Origin of the sequence: Rosettibacter firmus (assembly GCF_036860695.1) — a bacterium.
GTDB classification, from domain to species: domain Bacteria; phylum Bacteroidota; class Ignavibacteria; order Ignavibacteriales; family Melioribacteraceae; genus Rosettibacter; species Rosettibacter firmus.
In genome coordinates this window covers 102,826-124,966 of record NZ_JAYKGJ010000001.1, presented here as the reverse complement: position 1 = coordinate 124,966, position 22,141 = coordinate 102,826, and the positions used below count along the sequence as shown (strand labels likewise).

The 22,141-nt window shown below is 29.2% G+C and carries 17 protein-coding genes and 1 tRNA gene; 12 read left to right on the top strand and 6 right to left on the bottom strand.

From position 1 onward, the window contains the following. The first annotated feature begins 1 nt into the window (after position 1). The 12 genes from VJY38_RS00480 (at position 2) to VJY38_RS00425 (ending at position 16,429) form a co-directional block, all read left to right on the top strand. Positions 2-6,340 (top strand): glycosyltransferase, encoded by a 6,339-nt coding sequence (locus VJY38_RS00480; RefSeq protein WP_353678703.1) that lies wholly within the window; start codon positions 2-4, stop codon positions 6,338-6,340. Positions 6,341-6,342: 2 nt separating this feature from the next. Continuing rightward, entirely contained in the window at positions 6,343-7,875 is a 1,533-nt protein-coding gene (locus VJY38_RS00475; protein WP_353678702.1) for a TPR domain-containing glycosyltransferase, read from the top strand. A 214-nt stretch (positions 7,876-8,089) separates the two neighbouring features. Then, positions 8,090-8,914, top strand: a complete 825-nt coding sequence (locus tag VJY38_RS00470; protein WP_353678701.1) for a flagellin — start codon at positions 8,090-8,092, stop codon at positions 8,912-8,914. A gap of 66 nt (positions 8,915-8,980) precedes the next feature. Next, the gene (locus tag VJY38_RS00465; RefSeq protein WP_353678700.1) at positions 8,981-9,313 is read left to right on the top strand and encodes a flagellar export chaperone FliS; all 333 of its coding nucleotides are present in this window, start codon (positions 8,981-8,983) and stop codon (positions 9,311-9,313) included. Positions 9,314-9,317: 4 nt separating this feature from the next. Next, positions 9,318-11,099 (top strand): flagellar filament capping protein FliD, encoded by a 1,782-nt coding sequence (gene fliD, locus VJY38_RS00460; protein ID WP_353678699.1) that lies wholly within the window; start codon positions 9,318-9,320, stop codon positions 11,097-11,099. Positions 11,100-11,101: 2 nt separating this feature from the next. Then, complete coding sequence (locus VJY38_RS00455) at positions 11,102-11,437, top strand: hypothetical protein (RefSeq protein WP_353678698.1); 336 nt, start codon at positions 11,102-11,104, stop codon at positions 11,435-11,437. Positions 11,438-11,441: 4 nt separating this feature from the next. Then, entirely contained in the window at positions 11,442-11,705 is a 264-nt protein-coding gene (locus VJY38_RS00450) for a hypothetical protein (protein WP_353678697.1), read from the top strand. 146 nt (positions 11,706-11,851) lie between these two features. After that, positions 11,852-12,352 carry a chemotaxis protein CheW gene (locus VJY38_RS00445; RefSeq protein ID WP_353678696.1) on the top strand — a complete coding sequence of 167 codons (501 nt, stop codon included), beginning with the start codon at positions 11,852-11,854 and terminating at the stop codon, positions 12,350-12,352. A 69-nt stretch (positions 12,353-12,421) separates the two neighbouring features. Beyond that, positions 12,422-12,829, top strand: a complete 408-nt coding sequence (locus VJY38_RS00440; RefSeq protein WP_353678695.1) for a bacteriohemerythrin — start codon at positions 12,422-12,424, stop codon at positions 12,827-12,829. A 22-nt stretch (positions 12,830-12,851) separates the two neighbouring features. Then, positions 12,852-13,247, top strand: coding sequence for an energy transducer TonB (locus VJY38_RS00435; RefSeq protein ID WP_353678694.1), 396 nt, complete (start codon positions 12,852-12,854; stop codon positions 13,245-13,247). Between the two features lie 25 nt (positions 13,248-13,272). Then, complete coding sequence (locus tag VJY38_RS00430) at positions 13,273-15,357, top strand: HAMP domain-containing methyl-accepting chemotaxis protein (protein ID WP_353678693.1); 2,085 nt, start codon at positions 13,273-13,275, stop codon at positions 15,355-15,357. Positions 15,358-15,439: 82 nt separating this feature from the next. Then, positions 15,440-16,429 carry a Gfo/Idh/MocA family protein gene (locus VJY38_RS00425; protein ID WP_353678692.1) on the top strand — a complete coding sequence of 330 codons (990 nt, stop codon included), beginning with the start codon at positions 15,440-15,442 and terminating at the stop codon, positions 16,427-16,429. A gap of 2 nt (positions 16,430-16,431) precedes the next feature. Here the strand turns inward: VJY38_RS00425 and typA are convergent, their stop codons facing one another. From typA to VJY38_RS00395, 6 genes are all read right to left on the bottom strand, one after another. Next, complete coding sequence (gene typA, locus VJY38_RS00420) at positions 16,432-18,246, bottom strand: translational GTPase TypA (protein ID WP_353678691.1); 1,815 nt, start codon at positions 18,244-18,246, stop codon at positions 16,432-16,434. Positions 18,247-18,416: 170 nt separating this feature from the next. Beyond that, the gene (locus VJY38_RS00415) at positions 18,417-18,587 is read right to left on the bottom strand and encodes a GIY-YIG nuclease family protein (RefSeq protein WP_353678690.1); all 171 of its coding nucleotides are present in this window, start codon (positions 18,585-18,587) and stop codon (positions 18,417-18,419) included. 120 nt (positions 18,588-18,707) lie between these two features. Continuing rightward, on the bottom strand, positions 18,708-18,974 hold the full coding sequence (locus tag VJY38_RS00410; RefSeq protein ID WP_353678689.1) for a GIY-YIG nuclease family protein: 267 nt from the start codon (positions 18,972-18,974) through the stop codon (positions 18,708-18,710). A 20-nt stretch (positions 18,975-18,994) separates the two neighbouring features. Next, positions 18,995-19,085 (bottom strand) — tRNA-Ser (locus tag VJY38_RS00405). A 339-nt stretch (positions 19,086-19,424) separates the two neighbouring features. Next, positions 19,425-21,647: a TonB-dependent receptor gene (locus VJY38_RS00400; RefSeq protein WP_353678688.1), complete on the bottom strand. Its 2,223-nt coding sequence runs from the start codon at positions 21,645-21,647 to the stop codon at positions 19,425-19,427. A 79-nt stretch (positions 21,648-21,726) separates the two neighbouring features. Next, positions 21,727-22,107 carry a hypothetical protein gene (locus VJY38_RS00395; protein WP_353678687.1) on the bottom strand — a complete coding sequence of 127 codons (381 nt, stop codon included), beginning with the start codon at positions 22,105-22,107 and terminating at the stop codon, positions 21,727-21,729. Positions 22,108-22,141: the final 34 nt, after the last annotated feature.

Here is a 22,141-nt window from a genome sequence, read left to right as displayed (position 1 = left end):
AGTGAATAAATTAGATTGTAGCGAAAAAAAATACAAAATAGTTTGTATAACGCAAATTTATAATGAAATCAGAAAACAAAATCTTGAAAGATTTTGGAAACATATTAATTCAGTTTGTGATGCACTCGTTGTTTATGACGATGGCAGTACAGATGGAAGTTATGAGTATATGCTTGATAAAGCTACATTTATTATTAGAGCAGGGGAAAATGATTTCAAAAATGAAATTAATCATAAAAAAATATTACTCCAATATGCACTTAAACTCCAACCAGATTTTATTTTATGGTTGGATGCAGACGAAGTTTTAACTGCTAATGCTAAAGAAGAACTTCAAAAGTTATGTAAATATGCTGACGAAAACAATATTGATGGTATTAGTTTTCATGAAATTAATTTATGGAGAAGTTATTCATGGAAACGAATCGATAATTCTTACGATCTTGGATGGTTTGTTCGTTTGTGGAGAGTAACACCTAATTTAATGTTCAAAGAAACAACTCCTGGGTTGCACCAGCAACAATACCCCCATTCAATTAAGAAAATAGAAAAAACGGATCGTGTAAGTGTTATACATTATGGCTTTGCTTCTGAAAGGTCTTTAGCATTTAAATATTTAACCTATCGTTCACATGGTCAAAGTGGTTGGGCTTTAGAAAGACTTTTAGATGAAAGTACATTAACATTAGAAAAGGTCGATAAAAACTTATTCCCTGATGGTTTATATATAGATGATGAAAAACCAATTCCTAGAAGTTTTATTCAAGCAATTTCGAGTTTAGATGTTTATAAAGAAGAGGTATTTAAACCAAGAATTTCAATTATATGCCTAATATATAAAAGTATTGAATGGTTACAATTTGTATATGAACAAGTTCTAAAATACACAAATCTAAATGACAAAGAATTTTATTTCGTTGCCAACGACGCTAACGAATCTGTTCTTCAATATTTAAAAAATAATTATATCCCGCATTATATCTGGAATAATTCTGAAGAGCAGAAGAAAGAATGGTATATTAACAATGTTTATCGTGCCTGGAATTTTGCTGCTCAAAAAGCAAAAGGTGATTATTTATTATTTATTAATAGTGATATGGCTTTTTCGCATGGCTGGGTTGAGAATTTGTTTAATAAACTCAATGGGAAAAATTGTGTTGTATCCCGCTTGGTTGAATCAGGAAAATTGTTATCTGGTGAACATGCAATAAGTAAAAACTTTGGAAGACATATAGAAGACTATGATGAAGAAGCATTTAATAAATTTGCAGATGAAATTAGAGTTAACGAATTGAAAGATGGAGGCTTATTCATGCCTCTTCTCATTAGGAAAGATGATTTTTTGAGTGTTGGTGGATACCCTGAAGGCAATATAGTTCCTGGAACAGATATATTTAATCCAAAAATTGCAGTTAAAGGAACACCATGTATTAGTGGAGACGTAGTACTGATGCAAAAACTTAAAGAGAAGGGAATAAGTCATACTACTTCTTATGATTCGATTGTTTATCATTTTCAATGTGGAGAAATGGATTCCCATTCGACCTTACCAAATAATGTAAATGAAAAAGTTAGAGTAATTATTTGCAACGATTATTTGTCAGGGAGAATGGGAGAAAAAACAATGTGGAACTTTTTACTTTCTAATTTACCCAATTCTGTAGGTGTTGATAAAGACTCTTTAAATGTTGATAAAGATTTTGAAAAAGAAGCAAAACTTTTTATTAAAAAAAATTATCCTGAAAGTGCTATTGTTATACAAAATGCCTCATTCATGGATATTATTGATAAAGATCGATTTAATATATTGTATTTACAAGATAATCTGCGAGCTATGGGTCGTAAATCATTGCAGCAGGAAGCTAATCTAAAACATGCTGATATTTTAGTAACGAATTCTAAAATAACAGCTGCTTCGTATCCAGAATATAATTTTGAAATTATTCCGATCGGCATTGATGGTGATTTATTTAAACCTATGGATAAAAAAAATGTAAGAAAGGAATTTAATATCCCAGATCAAACAGTAGGAATTTTTGTAGGTGATTTTAGTGAGGTAAAAGGATGGTCTAAGGTAAAAAGCTTGATAGAAAATCATGATGAAATTTTCTGGATTATTGTTACAAAAGATGAAAATACTTACGAACGAAAAAACGTGAAAGTATTTAATAGAATAAGTCAGGAAAAATTAGTGAAGCTTTTAAACTGTGCTAATTTTTTTATTCTTGGGTCGCCAGTTGAAACTCAATGTTTTTCTGCATTGGAAGCATGTTTTTGTAATTTGCCTATTATAATGAGGAATACTGGAATTTTTGCAGATTTTTCTGAAGAAGAGAAAGAAAGAATTGGTTATTTCGGAGAAGATTTTGAGGTGGGTTTAAAGAAAGTACTTAACCAACAATTTTCGCCACGTGAAATAATGTATCAAAAAAATCTTACGATTTATGGCATGGTTGAAAAATGGAATGAATTAATCTCAAAAGCTAGATTATATTCTGAACAAAAATTTTTAAGACCTGATGAAGTAAGACCTCCATTTTTTTCTGTTATTGTGCCGACTTTTAATCAAGCAGAATATTTAGGAGAAGCATTAGATTCTTTGCTAAATCAAACATTTACAAACTGGGAAGCAATAATTGTAAATGATGGAAGCACCGATAACACAAAAGATGTAATTGATAAATATTTATCAATGGATAAAAGATTTAAAGCTTTTCATAAAGAAAATGGTGGTGTTGCTTCTGCTTTAAATCTTGGAATAAAAAATGCACGTGGTGAATGGATTTGCTGGCTTTCTTCAGACGATCTTTTCGAACCCAAAAAACTTGAAATTCATTTTAATGCAATTAAACAAAATCCAGCTATAAAATTTTTTCATTCACATTGGTATCTCTTAGAAGATAAAACCAAACAAAAAATTGCTCCAGGCTTATGGCTTAATATTCCACCAAAGGAATATCAAGTCTTACACTTTTTTTGGGCTAATTATGTTCACGGAAATTCTGTAGCTATTCATAAATCAGTTTTTGATAATGTTGGTCTATTTGATGAAAATTTGCGTCAGGGACAGGATTTTGATATGTGGCTTAGAATTTCTTCTAAATATGAAAGCTTTTTTATTAACAAGAGAACTTGTATTACACGTTTACATAAAGGACAAACAACTAATACATTTTCCGAAGGTGGTATTTATGATTCTACTTATTCATTAATTAAGTTTTTGAATGAAAGACCTTTTGAAGATTTGTTCCCTCAGTTAAATCTGAATAATCTGAATAATATACTACAAGCACTAAGTGAAATTATTTTCATTTCATCTAAAATAGATGCTTTTATTTATAAATGTGGATTTACCAGTGTATTGATTGACAAAACATTAGATTGGATAAATAAACTACCAGCCAGTTACCGAAATAAAGTCTATGAGTTTTTGAATATTTTGGTTAAAGAATATTTGAAAAATATTTCAAGTGAAGAAATAAGAATAATCATAAGTAAATTATTAAGCCGAGATAAACATTACTTTAAGGAATTCAACTTTATTGAAAATGTTTCTTGTTATATAAAAGATTTTATTTATAAAGGTTATCAAAAGAAAGCCTTATCTCTCGAAAAGTATTTGTCACGATTTTCAAAATTATTACATGAAAAAAATTTTAGTATTAAAATTTATGAACCAATTTTCGAAAGACAACGTGATAATAATTATCTGAAATTGAAAATAGAAAATGTAAATGAATGGTTTATAGAACCAATTAATATGACATCAATTAGACATAGTTTTATTATAAAATGCGAGAATTGTAAACATGATTTTAAGTTAATTGAAGAGTATAAGTTAATAGAAAACACAACAACTTTTGATTTTATCTGTCCAGAATGTAAATCACATTATCAATACTCAGATACCAAATTATCCGAAGATTTAATTTCATTCAATAATTCTAAAGTTAAAGAAAATAATTTGCCATTAAATGCCAATCCAACAATTGCCTTTTTTATTAAAGATGCATCTGTTATTTCTGGTGGTGTTAAAATATTTTTCAAGCATGCAAGCACTTTATTAAAACTGGGTGCGAATGTTGTTATATATTCTTTTTCAGATAAACCTGGATGGATAGATAGTAATTTATACTATTATAAGATTAACGATATAAAACAAATTAATCATGACACTGCCAGTCTATTTATATTTTTTAGCATTTTTGATTTGACATTGTTGATAAATAGCATTCCATTATCTAAGGTCGTTCATTTATGTCAGGGCTACGAAGGTTTTCATTATGGTGAAAATTATCATAATGTTATTCATGAAAAACATCTTCTTAAGGAACTTCATACTATACCAGTTAAAGCAATATCGGTATCAACTCATTTATTAAAATTATTTAAAGAAAGTTTGAATAGAGAATCTCAATACATTCCAAATTCAATTAATCATAATATTTTCAAGCCAAATAGTATTGCCAGTAAGCCGAACAATATAAAATCAATTTTATTTATAGGTAATCCCCTTCATTCTTTGAAAGGATTTGACTTCTTAGCAGCTGCAATAACGACCATTCAAAATTCTAATCATAGAATAGAAAATCTGGAATTAAGAATAGTAGTGGGCAATACTATCCCTGATTCTACAAAATTTAAAGAAGGTCTGGAAAAAGATTTAAAATGTAAAGTAGTAATTAAAATAAAACTGAATGAAAGTGAAATTGCAAATTTAATTAAAACTTCTTCTGTACTTGTTTGTACATCCTGGTACGAAGGATTTTCTTTGCCAGTTTTAGAAGCTATGGCATGTGGCACACCTGTAATTACCACTAATAATATGGGTGTAGAAAGCTATGCAATTCACAATTATAATTCGTTTATTGTCAAATATAATGATTATCAAAGCATGTTAAGTTATTTATTAGATGTGCTGAATAATAGAATAAAACTTGAGCCAGTTTTGAGAAATGGTTATCGAACATCATTGCAATTTAATGAGTTTAATTTTGCTAAATCACTTATAAATGCATATGAGAATTTACTTGGTTATTCTTTCGATAAAGTTAAGAAGGAAATTATTTTAAGTGAAGCTCAAAAGGTTAGTGAAGTAGAAAAAAATAATAATGTATTATTTAAGGACTTGTTAACTGTAATAATGCCAGTCTATAACAATGTTGATTATACGAAACAATCCGTAGAATCGTTATTAAAAACAACTCCACAGCTAAAACAATTAATAATTATAGATAATAATAGCACAGATTCAACAGAAAGTTACCTGAGAGAGTTAGAGTTATCTAATAAAAATGTTAAAGTAATTAGAAATTCAATGAATATTGGTTTTCCAGCAGCAGTAAATCAGGGAATGAAGATAGCTGATACAGAATTTGTTATTGTCGCAAATAATGATATAATATTTACCGAACATTGGGCAGAAAGAATAATTGAAATTGCAGACTCAGATAATAAAATTGGAATGGTAGGACCAATAAGTAATATTGTAAGTGGAGTTCAAATTGATATCAATGCTAAATATAATTCAATCGAAGAAATGCATAGATATGCAGCTGAAGTTAGAGAAAAAAATAAAGGTCAGGTACTACAGTTTCCAAGAATTGCATTTTTATGTAGTTTAATTAAGAAAGAAGTAATTGATAAAATTGGTGGACTTGATGAAAGATTTTCGCCAGGCAATTACGAGGATGATGATTTCTGTTTACGTGCTCAGCTTGCTGGTTATAAAACTGTAATTGCAAAGGATGTTTTTATTCATCATTATGGTTCCAAGAGTTTCAAAGCAGATGGTAACGAAGCATATCGTAAGAGACTGGAAAAAAACAGACAGATTTTTGTTGATAAATGGGGTGCTGATCCGGATGAAATATGGCTCAAAAATAAAACAATTAAGAATCGTCAGTTTTATTATCCTATCAATAGAGATTTATTTAAACAATATTTTGAGAGAACAAAAGTTCATATAGCAGATAATGAATTATATTTAGCTCAAGATACAATAGTAAGTGCAATAGAAAATTTTAAAGAAAGTGATGCTCAACATATAGAATATGACGATTTACTTGATTTAGCTGGAAATATTTTTTTGGCAAATAATAATATTGATAAAGCACGTGAATATTTTGAAAAAGAGTTGAACTTAAATCCAGCATCTTCCCCTGCTTGTTACGGTTTAGGACGGATATTTTTTGCTCAACAAAATTATGAAGCAGCAAAAATAATGTTTGAATGGGCAGTCAAAAATAATCCTCAAAATATTGCAGCTAAAAATGCTCTTGAGAAGGTGAATGAATTGCTCGGATATGAATTGTCTCATTCTTCACTCGAAGGAGGTTAGTCATGGGAACATTAACTCTCTCAATGATAGTTAAGAATGAAGAAAAATATCTTAAAGAATGTCTTGAATCTGTTAAAGGTGTAGTTGATGATATTGTTATTGTAGATACAGGTTCTACAGATAATACACTTGAAATAGCGAAAGAATATAAAGCTAAAATATATCACTTCGATTGGATAAATGACTTTTCTGCTGCAAGAAATTATGCACTTCAATATTCACCAGGCGATTGGATTTTATATCTTGATGCAGATGAAAGACTCGATCCTGCCTCAAAAAGTGAAATTAAAAAAATAATAAATACTAACGAAAGAGCAGGATACTATTGTACAGTTAAAAGTATAGATGATGATTCTAAATTTGAACACTCGATAAGATATATAAGATTATTTAAAAAAAGTCCTGAAATAAAATTTACAGGTAAAGTTCATGAACAAATAATACATTCTTTAAAAGAAAATAAGTACAAATTGTATCATTCATCAATATTAATAAATCACGTTGGTTATAATATTTCATATGATGGAAAGAAAGCAAAGGCAGAACGTAATCTATCGATTTTAATTGAAGAGTATAATTATAATCATTCAGCTTACACAGCCTTTAAACTTGGTCAAACTTATTTTTTAATTGGTAAGTACGATGATTGTCAAAAGTACATTAATATAGCTCTTGAACAAAAAGACATAGCTCAAGAATTAAAAGCAGATTGTTACTTTTATTTAAGTCAAATTGAATTATTAAAAAGCGATTTTGTTAATGCACAGAAATTAATTGATAAAGCAATTGAATTAAATCCAAAACAAACATTTTATTATTTAATGAATTCAAAAATATACGAATTTTTGAATGATAATTATAAAGCAAAGTTGTATGCTCAAAAAGCAATGGAATGCTATAAGAATATGTATAAATACGAAAAAACTAATTTTCAAAATTTTTATGTTGATCCTAAAGTTATTTCATACCATGGCTTAAAACTATCTTATCAATCAAATGATGCTGACTCAATAGAATATTTTATTACGGAACTATATAAACTTATAAGAGAAGAAAATGTTGCAGAAAAAATTCAATTAATAAAACTAATGGAAAGTATATTTCAAGGGAGGGAAATTACAGAGGATATATCACAAGTTCTTTTAAAATATATAGATAAAAATAATCTTGAATTATTTTTACTTGGGATAAGTCGCCAAAAGAATAATTCAATCAAGTATAATTTATTATCGAAATTGATTGAAAAGTTTCCCAGGAATGTTGAGGTTATAAAAAATCTTGCGACGCTTTACGATGATATGAATAATACTAAAGCTGCAATTAATTTGTTAGAAAGTAATAGAGAATTAATCAAAGATGATCCAGCGGCTTTATTTTATTTAGCTTCATTTTATTTAAAAATTCAAGATGTACAAAAATCATATGAATTATTTGTTATGATCGAAAATAAATTTTCTTATCTCACCGAAATGCTACCTAAAGTTAAAGTTATAAGAACAAAACTTGAAAATGTTATAAAAAAAATATCTAATTAATTCTTATCACCAGATATTAAATAACACACCACAATTCTGTTCACTTCTAATAAAATTTTGGAGTATCAAAAATTGTTGTCAAGTATTTATAGAGCTAAATCTCTAAACTTTTTAATTACACTTACGATAATGAATTGAGAAATAAATCTCATTAATTAACAAATCTGAGCAAGGATGCTCGGAGTAATTAAAAACAAAATACAAGGAGGTATTTATGGCATTCTCAATTAACACAAACGTTGGTGCATTACAGGCTTATAATGCATTAGCAAAAGTAAATGCTCAAACAGAAAAAGCTCAGCTGCGTTTATCAACATTAAAGAAAATTAATAGTGTAGCAGACGACACATCTGGATACAACGTTGGTAAACAGCTCGAAGCACAGACCTTAGTTCAAAAAGCTCAATTAAACAACATCGCATCAGCTAAGAACTACTTAGCAACAGCAGAATCAGCGTTGCAGCAGATAGCAGACAAGTTGAATCAAATCAAAGCTAAACAAGTCGACGCTGATGATCCATTAAAGGATTCCGCAGCCATTGCAGATGATATTAGAACTCTTGCAAGCGAAATTGATTCAATACTCAAGAGCACAAATATTAATGGTACTCAATTGTTAGCAAGCACCGATGGATCAACCGCTTTGAGTGCAGCTGTCTTTGATGTTGGTGGCAGTTCATTTTCAGTAGATTTTGCTGATAATACATATTTGAATGTAAGTGCATTAGCAACAGCTACATCTAATTTACAAAGTGCAACAGATTCCACAGTGCTTGACTATGATACAGATACAGTAGCAACTAATGTTCGTAATGCACTCTTGAGAATTGGTAACTTACGTCAAACACTCGATTCACGTGAAGAATACTTAACTGCTGCAATCGCAAACAATACAGCTACAATAAGCAATATCTTTGATGCCGATGTTGCAATGGAGCAATTAAATGCAACTAAAGGTCAAATTGGAGCACAAATAGCAACTGCAATGCTTGCTCAGATGAACACAGCTCCACAGCAGGTTCTCAGCCTCTTCCGTTAATTGAGAATTAGTTTCTAAGCCCCCCTTATTAAGGGGGGTCTTTTTTAATAAACAATGGGAAGAAATATGTATACTGCAAATGCATTAAGAAATAAAAGTAATCCATATATTTTTAACCAGATAAATAATGCAACTCCTCAAGAATTAATTTTGAAAGTTTATGATTTTGCAATTCTAAACTGTCAGAAAAATGATTTATTTAAAACAAATGATGCAATACAGGTATTAATTAATGCTCTGAATTTTGATGATCCAGCTGCAAGAGAAATATCTGTAGGGTTATTAAAATTGTATCAGTTTTGCCAGGAACAAATGAGAAAAAAGAATAACCAGATTGTTCTGAAAATTTTGACTGAGTTACGAGATACATGGGTCAATGCATTAAAAAATATGAGATAATAAAATGGCTTACGATGCACTTACAACATCGGGCATAAATAATCTTATTGATACATACAAAACTAATGAACAAAATAAACGCATAAATCCACTTAACACTCGAAAAACATATTATCAAAATCTTACATCAGCCTATTCTACTTTAAGTAGTAAACTTGAAAGTCTTAAATCAATTTTAAATGAATTAAAAACAAACTCATCTTCATCAATTTTTTATTCAAAAGCAGCAACATCTTCCAATACAAATTTTGTAGATGTTACAGCTGCTTCAAGTGCAATAGAAGGGACTTATTCAATTAGAATAAATCAACTTGCAAAGTATGATACTTTACTCTCTAAAGATCTTAGTTCTTCTGCTGCTTCTTCTGTAATTACAGTACCTGGCACTCATGAATTTACTATTAAAACCGCTGATGGTTCAGGTGGTGAATTTGTAAGCAAAGTATCAGTCACATTTGTTGATTCCGATTTTACAAGTGGGCAGATTTCTAATAGCACTTTAATGCAAAAAATTCAGAACGCTATAAATACAGATAAAGCTGTGGTACTTTCATCATCTGTAACAGGCTCTACCACATCATCTGGTTCATTTGTTATTGATTTGAATGGAACAGAAACTGTAATTAATTATTCAGCAGGAAACTATAGTGATGTGATTGATAGTATTGTAACTCAGATAAATTCAATTAGTGGCTTAACAGCAGAAAAAGTTGTTAATGGCTCAAATTATCAACTTAAAATAACAGTTAATGATTCTTCGAAATATATAACAATAAAAAATGATACCAGCAATTTATTAAGTGAGCTTGGGATAAATGTTACAAAAGAAAAAGGGGCATCGGGATTAGTTACTGCTTCTGTTTTTTCTCCAGTGAGTGGATATTCACAGTTATCAATAAAATCAAAATCCTCTGGCTATGATTACAGAATTACAGAAATTTCTGAATCGGGAGCAAATTCTGCATTATCATCAGTAGGATTAAATCTGGGAACAACCCGACAGACATTTGTTCAAAATTCCGGTGAAGATACACCTGGTTATATTTATACTACTGACCAGCTTAATGCAAAATTAACTCTAAATGGAGTTAATGTTGAAAGAAATTCTAATGTCATTACTGATTTGATCACAGGAACAACTCTATCATTAAAATCTGTTATGCAAGCTTCAGACACCGATGTAGAAATAAATGTTAATAACGATGTTACTAAAGTAAAAGAAAAGATTAATGATTTTATTACAAAATTTAATGATGTATATAAGTTCATAAAAGATAAATCAAAAACTACTGATTCAACACGTGGTTTATTTGTTAGTGATACCACTGCTTCTTCTTTACTCAATATACTTAGTACTATTGCTTATTCTCCAGTTACTGGTATACCAGCAAATGAAATAAATACATTATCTAAGATCGGAATCTCATTTAATGTAGATTCTGGTCTTGTGCTTTCAGATTCATCACAATTAGAAGATGCAATAGAAAATAATTTAGATCAATTAATAAATTTATTTACTTATAGTACTGAAGGGATTGCTGTTAAATTATATAATAGAATTGATCCTTATCTTGGTACGAATGGCTACATTGCAAAAGCAAAATCAAATTACGATAGCACAATTTCATCATTAAATGATAGTATAAGTGCTGCACAAAAAAGTATAGATAAAAGTGCAGAAATATTAAGAGCAAAGTATCAAAAGATGCAAATGCAACTTTCTGAACTATTGTATTATCAGAATTATTTCTCATTATTTAATACATCAACTTACACAAGCTATTAAGAATGGAAACAGATTTAAAATCAAAAACTAAAGTTTTACTTAACCTGCTGGATAATCTTGCATCTATATTAGATAAAATTAATCCAGAAAACTTTGATGAAAAATTTCAAAGTGCACTTGAAACCATGATGGTTATCCAGAAAATTAAAGAAGATTTAATTAAATCTTATGGTAAAGAGACATTATTAGAAAGTGTACCAGAATTGTGTGAAAGGGCTAAACTTATTGAGGGAAAATACGATAATATAATAGAAAGTTTTAAAAGTACTCTGGTTAAACTTGAAAAAGAAATTTCAAGTTTAAATAGCCAGAAAAAAATTATTAATTATCTAAGGTGAAATTGTGCAAATTAAAGGTATAACAAATAATAGTCCTTTTACAGAAAATCCGAATCAGGTTCGGAAAACTGATGTTAAATCTTCTTCAGATGTAAAGGATAAAGACAAAATTGAAATCTCCTCTGCTGCTAGAGATTTAGCAAAGAGTGAAATGGCTTCCAAAAAGCTGGAAGAAATTAAGCAAAAAATTGCTAATAAATTTTATGATTCAGAAGAAGTTATAAACAAAATAGCAGAAGCTATTTTAAAAGAACTTAAAGAAAAGTAACTGGTAAAAATTGTATTTGGTTAACATACATACTCCTATAAAGGCAGGCAGAGATTAAAATTTTTGTCTGCCTTTTTTATTAATAGACTGAAAACTTTACCAATAATTCCGATAATAATAATGATATATAACTTTTGAGGTGATAGATGAAAGAAAAAGTAAACGTAAAGACAGATGCTTCTGAAATTTTACAACTCGTTGGTTTTAAGATTGGTGATGAAGAATATGCTGTAGATATTTTGATGGTTCAGGAAATTATAAGAATGATGCAGGTAACTAAAGTTCCTAATGCTCCAGATTTTGTAGATGGAGTAATAAATTTACGTGGAAGAATAATTCCTGTTATTGATCTGCGAACCAAATTAGGATTAAAAAGAAAAGAAATAGATAAAGATAAAAGAATAATTGTAGTCGAGGTCTCAGGTAAAACAGTAGGTTTTATAGTTGATGCAGTTACCGAAGTACTGCGTATCCCATCTTCAATTACAGAACCACCACCAGATATAATTACAAGTGTTAGATCAGAATTTATAAAAGCTGTAGGAAAACTTGACGATAGATTATTAATTCTTATTGATTTAGAAAAAATATTATCAAGTGATGAGAAAGCTGAACTCAATACAATAGAACAAGAAGAAAATAATTAAAATATTATTTCAGTCACTTAATATTTTGATTTTATTATCGATAATAACATGAAAAATAAAAGGTAAAAAATGGCACTTATAACCTGGAATGATAATTTAAGTGTTAATATAAGAGGCTTAGATAATCAACATAAGCAGCTTGTAAATACTATTAATGAACTTCACGATGCTATGAAACAGGGACAATCAAATCAAATAATATCAAAAGTTTTATTTAATCTTTCTGTTTATACCAAAACTCATTTTAAATCAGAAGAAGAATTATTTGATAAATATAATTATCCTGAAAAAATTAACCATAAAAAAGAACATGATGCATTCGTTGATAAAGTTGAGAATTTTATATCTGAATATAAAAGCGGGAAATCAAACTTATCGTTTGAAATAATGAATTTTCTTACTCAATGGTTAATAAATCACATCCAAAAATCTGACAAAGCCTATTCAAGTTTTCTTAATAATAATGGTGTCCATTAAAATTTATAATAGGAGTAACATTATGAGAGTAATATCAGTTAAAATGTTTTTAATATTAGTAATTATGTTATCCTCAAAAACAATTGCTGGAAAAAATATAATATTACCTGGAGACGAAGATTATTTGCCAATTGCAGAAGTAATGCCAGAACCGGTTGAAGGTTTAGCAGGTCTGATGAAAAAAATAAATTATCCGAGTATTGCAAGATCTGCTGGCATTGAAGGAAGAGTTATTGCAATGGCATACATAAATGAGAATGGAGGCGTGGATGATGTTAAAATTATTAAAGGAATTGGTGGAGGATGTAATGAAGAAGTAGAAAAAGTATTAAGAGCAAGTAAATTTAAACCTGGACAAAAAGAAGGTAAGCCAGTTAAAGTTAAGCTAACGATGTCATTTGTATTCAAATTAAATTAGTATGAACAAACGGAAGATAAAAGCCATGGTATCTTTAAAAAATCTTAAATTCAAAGCTAAGCTGCGTGTTTCATATTTTATACTTGGTGCAATCTGTACAATTGTTATATTAAATGACCTTGTACAGATGTATAAGATTAATAATTACAAAAATCAAATTTATATAGATTATATATCACCTTCTAATGACATTGATTTGATATTTAGAGAATTTGAAGGCATTCAAAATACATTATTAAAGTTCTCAATCCCGAGTTTCGAATCGCAACTTGATAAAAATTTATCTACTCTTAATCAAACAAAAACTTTAATAGATTCATCTTTGTCAGAACTTTTAAATAAGTATAAAGGAACTGATGTAGAAAGGGATTTAAATGAAGTTAAAAAATCATGGAATGAGTATAAAAGCTTGGTAATTGATGGAACTATCAGCGCAGCGGCAATAAAAGATTATGAAATTGCAGCGGAAATTGCTACTACTTCTGGAGAAGAAACTGGCAAAAAGATGCTAAGCAATTTTAATACTTTAAAACAAAATTTACAGTCTAAAGGTGAATCTCTGAATACCAAACTTTCAGATGCTGTTATTTCTTCTAGAATTGTAATATTTGGTGGAATGATAGCTGGTTTACTGTTCTTCCTTTATGCATTTACAAAATTAGTATCTTCACTTATTAAACCAATTGAATATCTTAAAACCGTAATAGAAAAGTTTTCTGTTGGAAACTTTAAAGAGTCTGTTCAATATGAATCTAAAGATGAATTTGGTGAGTTATCAGAAAAGCTTGAACAATTAAGACACGCTCAACACGAAAAGATTAAAGCTGCAATAGAAATATCTAAAGGAAATCTTGATGTAGATATAAAAGTATTATCTGAAGATGATGAACTCTCTCAAAGTTTTGAACTTATGGTTGGCAATCTTAAAAATTTAATTGCAGAAATGAAGAACTTGACGAATGAAATTATCGAAGGTGATATTACAAAAAGAGGTGATGCTGATAAATTCTATGGTGCTTATCAGGAAATAATTATTGGTGTAAATTCAACTCTTGATGCTTTATTTATGCCAATTAAAGCTGGTATAGAAGTTCTTGAAGAAATGTCAAAAGGTAATTTTAATGCAAGAGTAACAGGTGAATTCAAAGGCGATCATAAACTTATTGTTAATAGTATAAATTCACTTGGTGAATCTTTGACAAATATTTTATCTAACATTGCCGAAATGATTAATTTAACAGCATCAATTAGCGAACAAATTTCATCTTCTACTGAACAGATGGCTGCTGGAGCTCAGGAACAAAGTTCTCAGGCACTCGAAGTTGTAACGCAAGTTGAAGAAATGACAAGGACAATTTTGAGTACATCAAAGAATGCAACATTGGCATCCGATGCTTCCAAGAAAGCTGGTCAGGTTGCTCGTGAAGGTGGCGTTGTTGTTGAAAAGACTGTCGAAGGTATGAATCGTATTGCAGAATTTGTTGAAAAAGCTGTAGAAAAAATTCAGGTTCTCGGAAAGAACAGTGAACAGATAGGTGAAATTGTTCAGGTAATCGATGATATTGCTAATCAAACTAATTTACTTGCTTTGAATGCTGCAATTGAAGCCGCACGTGCCGGTGAACAGGGGAGAGGTTTTGCTGTAGTTGCAGATGAAGTTAGAAAATTAGCTGAAAGAACTACTAAAGCAACTAAAGAAATTTCTGATATGATAAAGAGAATTCAAGAAGTAACTGAAAATGTTGTTGTATCGATGAGCGAAGGAAGTTCAGAGGTTAAATCAGGTAAATCATTGGCACAGAAAGCAGGTGAATCTTTGAAAGAAATTATTTATGCTTCTGATGCCGTGCTTGATGTAATTAACCAGGTTGCAGCTGCAAGCGAAGAACAAAGTGTTACAAGTGAACAAATAAATAGAAATGTTGAAACTATAAGCAAAGTAACAAATGAAAGTGCTGCAGGTATTCAACAAATTGCATCAGCTGCTGATGAACTTAATAGAATGACAACCAATCTTAAAGAATTAATAAGCCATTTCAAATTTGATGGTAAAAATATTAGTCAAACAAAATCTCTAAACTTCAAAAAAGAAAAACTCCTGACGAACTAACTACCCCCTAATAAAAAAGACTCCCTCCAAAAGAGGGAGTTTTTTTATATTAGTAATATAAAATCATTATTTAAGGTGTATAATGAAAAAAATAAAATTAGGAATTATTGGCTGCGGCATAGCTGCAAGAGAACTTCATTATCCAGCAATAAAAAAATTATCTAATAAATTTGAAATTGCTGCAGTTTGTAATCATACAGAAAAGAAAGCAATAGAATTTTCCAAATTAGTTGGTAATGTACCTTATTATATTGATTATAAAGATTTATTGAAAAATTCTGATATAGAAGCAGTCGATATAACTTTACCAATAGAATTAAATTATAAAGTTGCACGTGATTCAATAAATGCAGGTAAACATATTTTTTTAGAGAAACCATTAGCAGCAAATCTTAATGATGCAAAAAAATTAATTGAAGTATCAAAAAAGACTGGAGTTGTATGTTTCCTGGCAGAAAATTACAGGTATGATGAATTATATCTAAAGATAAAAAGTATAATTGAAAAAAATATTATTGGAAAAGTTTATTCGGTAATCTGGAATGTTTTTAATAATCTTACATTGAAAGATAAATATGCACAAACAAAGTGGCGTCAAAAAAATAAATATCCTGGAGGATTTATTTTCGATGGAGGAGTTCATAATGTTGCAGCATTAAGATTTTTATTTGGAGAATTCAAATCAGGATACGCAATTAAAAAATCAGTTAATCCTGCTATAGGTTCAGATGATACTTTCTCTTTTAATTTTGAGTTCGAAAATGGAATTAATGGTGTTTTGAATATTTATTTTTCTGTTAGAGGTTTTTATAAAAATGAATTGTATGTTTTTGGAGATAAAGGAAGTTTAATAATAAGCAATAACACAATACAAATTATTAATCAAGATGGTAAAATAAAAACTGTAAAAGTTATTACTGATGGTGGCTTTATTAATGAGTTTAATGATTTTTATCAAGCAATCGTTAATGGTAAAAAATTCATCAATACATTTGAAGAAGGTTATAATGATATAAAAGTACTTTTGAAAGCACTAAAAAATTCTGAAAAAAGAAATTTGATTAAGTATTAATTTTAAACAGCTTTCCCTAATGCATATCTTTTTCTTTCATTAGGATCTAAGTAAATTTTTCTTAATCTGATTGATTTTGGTGTGACTTCAACCATTTCATCTTCTTCAATGTATTCGAGTGCTTCTTCAAGTGTAAATTTGATGGATGGGACAATTTTAATTGCTTTATCTGAACCAGATGCTCTCATATTAGTCAGTTTTTTCCCTCTTTGAATATTAACTTCAATATCATTTTCTTTGTTGTGTTCGCCTATAATTTGTCCTTGATAAACAATTTCTCCTGGTTCAATAAAAAATCTTCCTCTATCCTGTAAAGAATCAATCGCATATGCTGTGGCTGGACCTGTATCCATAGAAATGATTACACCATTTTTAGATTTATTAATTGCTCCTTTGAAATATTCATATTGATAAAAACGATGATGCATTGTAGCTTCGCCAGAAGTAGCTGTTAGAATTTTAGTCCTTAATCCCATTAATCCTCTTGAAGGTATGTGGAATTCAAGTTTTTGATAATTACCTTTGGTTTCCATTTTTATTAATTCACCTCTTCTCTGACCTACAAGTTCGATTACTTTACCAGCATATTCAGAAGGAACATCAACTACAAGTATTTCAATTGGTTCAGCTTTTTTGCCATTAATTTCTTTGTAAATAACTTTTGGTTCTCTAATTTGAAGTTCAAAACCTTCACGTCTCATATTTTCAATTAGAATTGATAAATGTAAAATTCCCCTTCCAGAAACTTTAAATGCATCTGGAGAATTTGTTTCTTCAACTCGTAAAGCTACATTGTGTTCTAATTCTTTATATAATCTATCTCTAAGTTGTCGTGATGTAATAAATTTACCTTCTTTACCATAGAAAGGAGAATTATTAACAGTAAATGTCATGCTTATTGTTGGTTCATCAATTGATATTAATGGTAATGGTTCTGGATTATCTGTATCAGAAATTGTATCGCCAATATCAATATTTTCTATTCCAACGATAGCACAAATATCTCCGCATGTTACTTCATCTACTTCTGTTCTGCTAAGACCATCAAAAACAAACAATTGTTTTGGTTGAACTTTATGAACTGAACCATCTCTTTTAATAATACATAAGTTATCATTCTTTTTTAGTGTTCCTCTAAAAACTCTACCAATTCCAATTCGTCCAACATAATCATTATAATCGAGTGTTGTAATTTGGATTTGAGTAGTACCTTGATTGTTTTCAGGTGCAGGTATAAAATCTATAATTGAATCCAATAAAGGGGATAAATCTTTTCTTTCGTCATCTAAATTAAAAACTGCCCAACCATCTCTACCACTTGCATATAAAACAGGGAAGTTTAATTGTTCGTCATCAGCATCTAGTTCAATGAATAAATCATAAATTTCATTTAATACTTCTTGAGGTCTATTATCCGATCTATCAATTTTATTAATAATTACAATTGGTTTAAGGTGAAGACTTAATGCTTTTTCGAGAACAAATCTGGTTTGTGGCATTGGTCCTTCAAAAGAATCAACAAGCAAAAGAACACCATCAGCCATTTTTAATACTCTTTCGACTTCACCACCAAAATCAGCATGTCCAGGTGTATCAATTACATTTATTTTATATCCATTGTATGGAATGCTTATGTTTTTAGAAAAAATAGTTATGCCGCGTTCACGTTCTAGGTCATTCGAATCTAAAAATCGTTCTTGGATTATCTGATTTTTTCTAAAAACATGGCATTGTTTTAGAATTTGATCGACAAGTGTTGTTTTACCATGATCAACATGAGCGATTATAGCAATATTTCTGATTTTTATATTATCCATAATATTTTTTCTTTTTTCATTAAAATAGAATAACAAAGATAGGTATAATTTGAGAATTAACCTTGAATTAATTAAAAGATTTTTTGGATTAATGAGGGCTTTGTTATATCCGATGCATAATATTTTACATCTAAAATTAAAGGCAATTAAAATTTAGTTTGATATTAACATTAATGAGAATAAAAATATTTGTGATAAATCAAAATCCATGGACGAAAAGCTTTAGTAGATTTAACTTTACCTTTGTTGTGATAATCAAGACGAGTGGAGATATTATTAGTTTGACCAACGTAAGTTCGATTATGAGAAGGAGAGTAAAGGATGTAGACATAAAAAAGCATAATGAAAAAAATATAAACTTGCGGAGAGGGCGAGATTTCCGTCTGACGAAGTCAGGACGGGATCTCGTTCAGTCGCAAGCGACTGAACGGACGAACTCGCGATAGAGGTTTTGAAAAAATTTAAGAAAAATGGTTAAGTAGATATGAGTTTAAAAATTCAGAGATTTTCTTTCTCCCTGAATGAGATTTAAACCATAATTCTTTTTTCATAGCATCAGCTCTCGAAGAGAAAGATCCGAAGTAAATTAAAATCCATGGACGAAAAGCTTTAGTAGATTTAACTTTACCTTTGTTGTGATAATCAAGACGAGTGGAGATATTATTAGTTTGACCAACATAAGTACGATTATGAGAAGGGGAATAAAGGATGTAGACATAAAAAAGCATAATGAAAAAATAAAAACTTGCGGAGAGGGCGAGATTCGAACTCGCGATAGAGGTTTAAGCCCCTATGGCGGTTTAGCAAACCGCTGCCTTCAGCCACTCGGCCACCTCTCCAAAATTAAATGAAACAAATAAAGAACAAAAATGAATGGCGGTTTAGTCCGTCATGCTTTTGCATGACGAGACTGCCTTCAGCCACTCGGCCACCTCTCCAAAATTAAATGAAACAAATAAAGAACAAAAATGAATGGCGATTTAGTCCATCATGCTTTTGCATGACGAGACTGCCTTCAGCAATATTTCAAAAATTAAGTAAATCAATTAAAGAACAAAGTAAATGGTATTACAGGATTGCTGAAAGTTATAGAAATAACCATCAGCAACTTGTTTAAGTCATAACATAATGTAAAGAAAAAATTAAAATCTTGTAATGCCAATATAATAATCACTTACTTAAAATAAAAATCTATAACTCAATTGAATATTCCTTCCAGGCATATAAGCAAAATTTTTTATTGATGATAGATGCTCTTTATATGACTTATTAAAAATATTTTCAATCTTTAAACTAAAGATGTGATAAAATTTATTTTTTAAAATTTTTATTCCACCATAAATGTCTACAATACCATAACCTTTAGTTGGTAATTCTTCTGCTGCTACTTTATTTTGTGAAGCAACTAATTTTAATTGATAACCAATCCAGTAATTATCTGTAAAGTATCTTTGCTCGATTGAAAATCTAAATGGAGGTATTTTTGGCAGATTTTCTTTTGTATCTTTCATATTTCCTCTTGTATAATCCATCATTAATATTAATGATAAATTTCTGTTCAGTTCATATTGTGTTAAAAATTCAAATCCATAAATTATAGCATTAGCTTGAGAATAAATGTAAACTGGATAACCAGAAGAATCACTAATGGTTCCAGAATTTACGTCCCAAAATAAACTTGTTGGCTTTCGATAAATATAATTATTAATGATATTGTAATAAGAGTTGAGCTCAATTGTATAATTAAATTTATTTGTTCGTAATCCTAAATCAAGACCAATATTATTTTCTTTCTTTAGATTGCGATTACCAATATCAAATGTTCCTGTAGCTTCGTGAATTGCATAAGAAGAAAGTTCTTCGATTGTAGGAGCTCTGAAAGCATTTGCAATGTTTGAAAAAAAGGAAATATCATTCGTTATGTTATATGAAATACCAAGTGAACCGCTGAATGATAAATAATTTTTTTCTTCTGGAGGGAAATAAGTACTGGATATAATTGATTCTGGTATTTTTATTTTATTGTTTTCAACTCTAACTCCTAATTGAAAATTTATTTTATCAGTTTTTACTTGCTCGTAAATGTAAGTAGCCAATCCTTGATAATCTGCATTGGGAGTAAAAGCTTCTTCGCCAGTTATGTTATAATTTTGTTTTTGATACCATAATCCAATTACACCATTAATATTTTTGATAATTGGTCTGTGTTTGAAAGATAAATCTAAACCAAAGGATTTTAATCCAAATGATGTTCCTATTTCTCCAGTTGTTCTAATCACTTCTTGATGTTCATAATTTTGATAACCAGCTTTAAGACTAAATTCATTTATAAAAAAATTTATTTTATTACTTTCGATTAATAAACGATATTCTTTTTTCTTCATATTAATTTTTACAGGTTCATCATCATTATCAGCTATCGGAATTCCATAACTATTGTAATAATCTTTGTAACTCACTCCACTTCTTAAGAATGAAGGAATGAATGCAAATCCAAATTGATATCCTCTTGTAAATTGATCTGAGTTTAATACTTCTAAACCATTGCCATCAAAATAATTTTTACTACCTCGATTGAAATAATTTGTATGAAAAGAAAATTTATCAAAGCCAAAATGTAAATCACTATTGATATTATATTCTTTATTTACAGATGATCTTCCTGAATTGATTTCTCCATGTATTCCATTTGAAATATAGTTTGGAATTTCTTCTGTTATTATATTGATAACTCCTCCTATTGCATTACTTCCATAAAGTAAACTTGATGGTCCACGTAGAATTTCTATTTTTTCTGGTGTATTTCCATCCGATGAAACAGCATGGTCATCTGATGTATTTGATAAATCTCCCATCCTCAAGCCATTTTCTAAAATAAGAACTCTATTATTGCTGAAACCTCTAATCACTGGTCTTGAAGTAGCAATTCCATTGGATCGCATTGAAATTCCAGGTTGAAAATTTAGTGTTTGTGCTATTGTAGAATTCTTTTTAATTAGTAATTCCAGATTTGCTATCGATAAAGAACTCTGTGATAAATTTTTTGGATCAATAGAAATAGGATTTCCTGTAACTATAACTTCCTCTAAATTTATTATTCCTTCTTGAAGTTTAACTTCAATTATGCTATCTGCTGGTACATTTATTTTTTTAAAAGTTGTTTTGTGACCTATATAAGAAAATTTCAAAGAATAATTTCCACTTTTAAGATTATGAAATTCAAATTTTCCTTCTTTATCTGTTGTTGTACCAATTTTTAATTCTTCTATTAAGACATTTACACCAATTAGTGGTGAATTATCTTTTTCGTCTTTAACATAACCAATCAATGAAAATGTTTGAGCACTGATTAATGAGGTAAGTAGAAATATATATGATAATAAGAAATTTATAGTCTTCATAATAAACCTCCCTGTATAGTTTTATTAAGTAAAAGGAGAATCGGTTATTTAATATTTCTTAATGATTTTAAGAATGGTGTTAGAACAAATGGGGAGGTGAACGTAATGTTGCTGAAGTAAGAAATTTTTTAAGTGGATTAAAAATAAAATTAAGTTTAATTATTGTAAGGGTCTGGTACAGGTAAGAAACAAAAGAAGATTTTAATTGTGCATTAAATGTATTATTGAAGAAATGCTCAACTCTGCAAATTCCAGATTCATCCTGATATGGATCTATAAAATATTCTTGATTTGATAGTTCTTGCTGGCTGCTAATTTTGAAATTATAATGATGAACATGGAAAACATTTACAAATAAAAGTAAAAGGTATAAAATTAATACGAGCCAGCTTACATTATATTTAGATTTACCCTTCACAAAATTTTTATTGATTATATAAACATCATCCTTTATTTTCAATTGCAAATCTAAGGACATTTGGTCTAATTTTCAA

Bases quoted from the DNA above. Each gene is read 5' to 3' on its own strand.
- typA (WP_353678691.1), bottom strand. From the start codon at position 18,246: ATGGATAATATAAAAATCAGAAATATTGCTATAATCGCTCATGTTGAT.
- VJY38_RS00440 (WP_353678695.1), top strand. From the start codon at position 12,422: ATGGCACTTATAACCTGGAATGATAATTTAAGTGTTAATATAAGAGGC.
- VJY38_RS00445 (WP_353678696.1), top strand. From the start codon at position 11,852: ATGAAAGAAAAAGTAAACGTAAAGACAGATGCTTCTGAAATTTTACAA.
- VJY38_RS00410 (WP_353678689.1), bottom strand. From the start codon at position 18,974: ATGCTTTTTTATGTCTACATCCTTTATTCCCCTTCTCATAATCGTACT.
- VJY38_RS00470 (WP_353678701.1), top strand. From the start codon at position 8,090: ATGGCATTCTCAATTAACACAAACGTTGGTGCATTACAGGCTTATAAT.
- VJY38_RS00425 (WP_353678692.1), top strand. From the start codon at position 15,440: ATGAAAAAAATAAAATTAGGAATTATTGGCTGCGGCATAGCTGCAAGA.
- VJY38_RS00415 (WP_353678690.1), bottom strand. From the start codon at position 18,587: ATGCTTTTTTATGTCTACATCCTTTACTCTCCTTCTCATAATCGAACT.
- fliD (WP_353678699.1), top strand. From the start codon at position 9,318: ATGGCTTACGATGCACTTACAACATCGGGCATAAATAATCTTATTGAT.
- VJY38_RS00475 (WP_353678702.1), top strand. From the start codon at position 6,343: ATGGGAACATTAACTCTCTCAATGATAGTTAAGAATGAAGAAAAATAT.
- VJY38_RS00465 (WP_353678700.1), top strand. From the start codon at position 8,981: ATGTATACTGCAAATGCATTAAGAAATAAAAGTAATCCATATATTTTT.
- VJY38_RS00435 (WP_353678694.1), top strand. From the start codon at position 12,852: ATGAGAGTAATATCAGTTAAAATGTTTTTAATATTAGTAATTATGTTA.
- VJY38_RS00430 (WP_353678693.1), top strand. From the start codon at position 13,273: ATGGTATCTTTAAAAAATCTTAAATTCAAAGCTAAGCTGCGTGTTTCA.
- VJY38_RS00455 (WP_353678698.1), top strand. From the start codon at position 11,102: ATGGAAACAGATTTAAAATCAAAAACTAAAGTTTTACTTAACCTGCTG.
- VJY38_RS00400 (WP_353678688.1), bottom strand. From the start codon at position 21,647: ATGAAGACTATAAATTTCTTATTATCATATATATTTCTACTTACCTCA.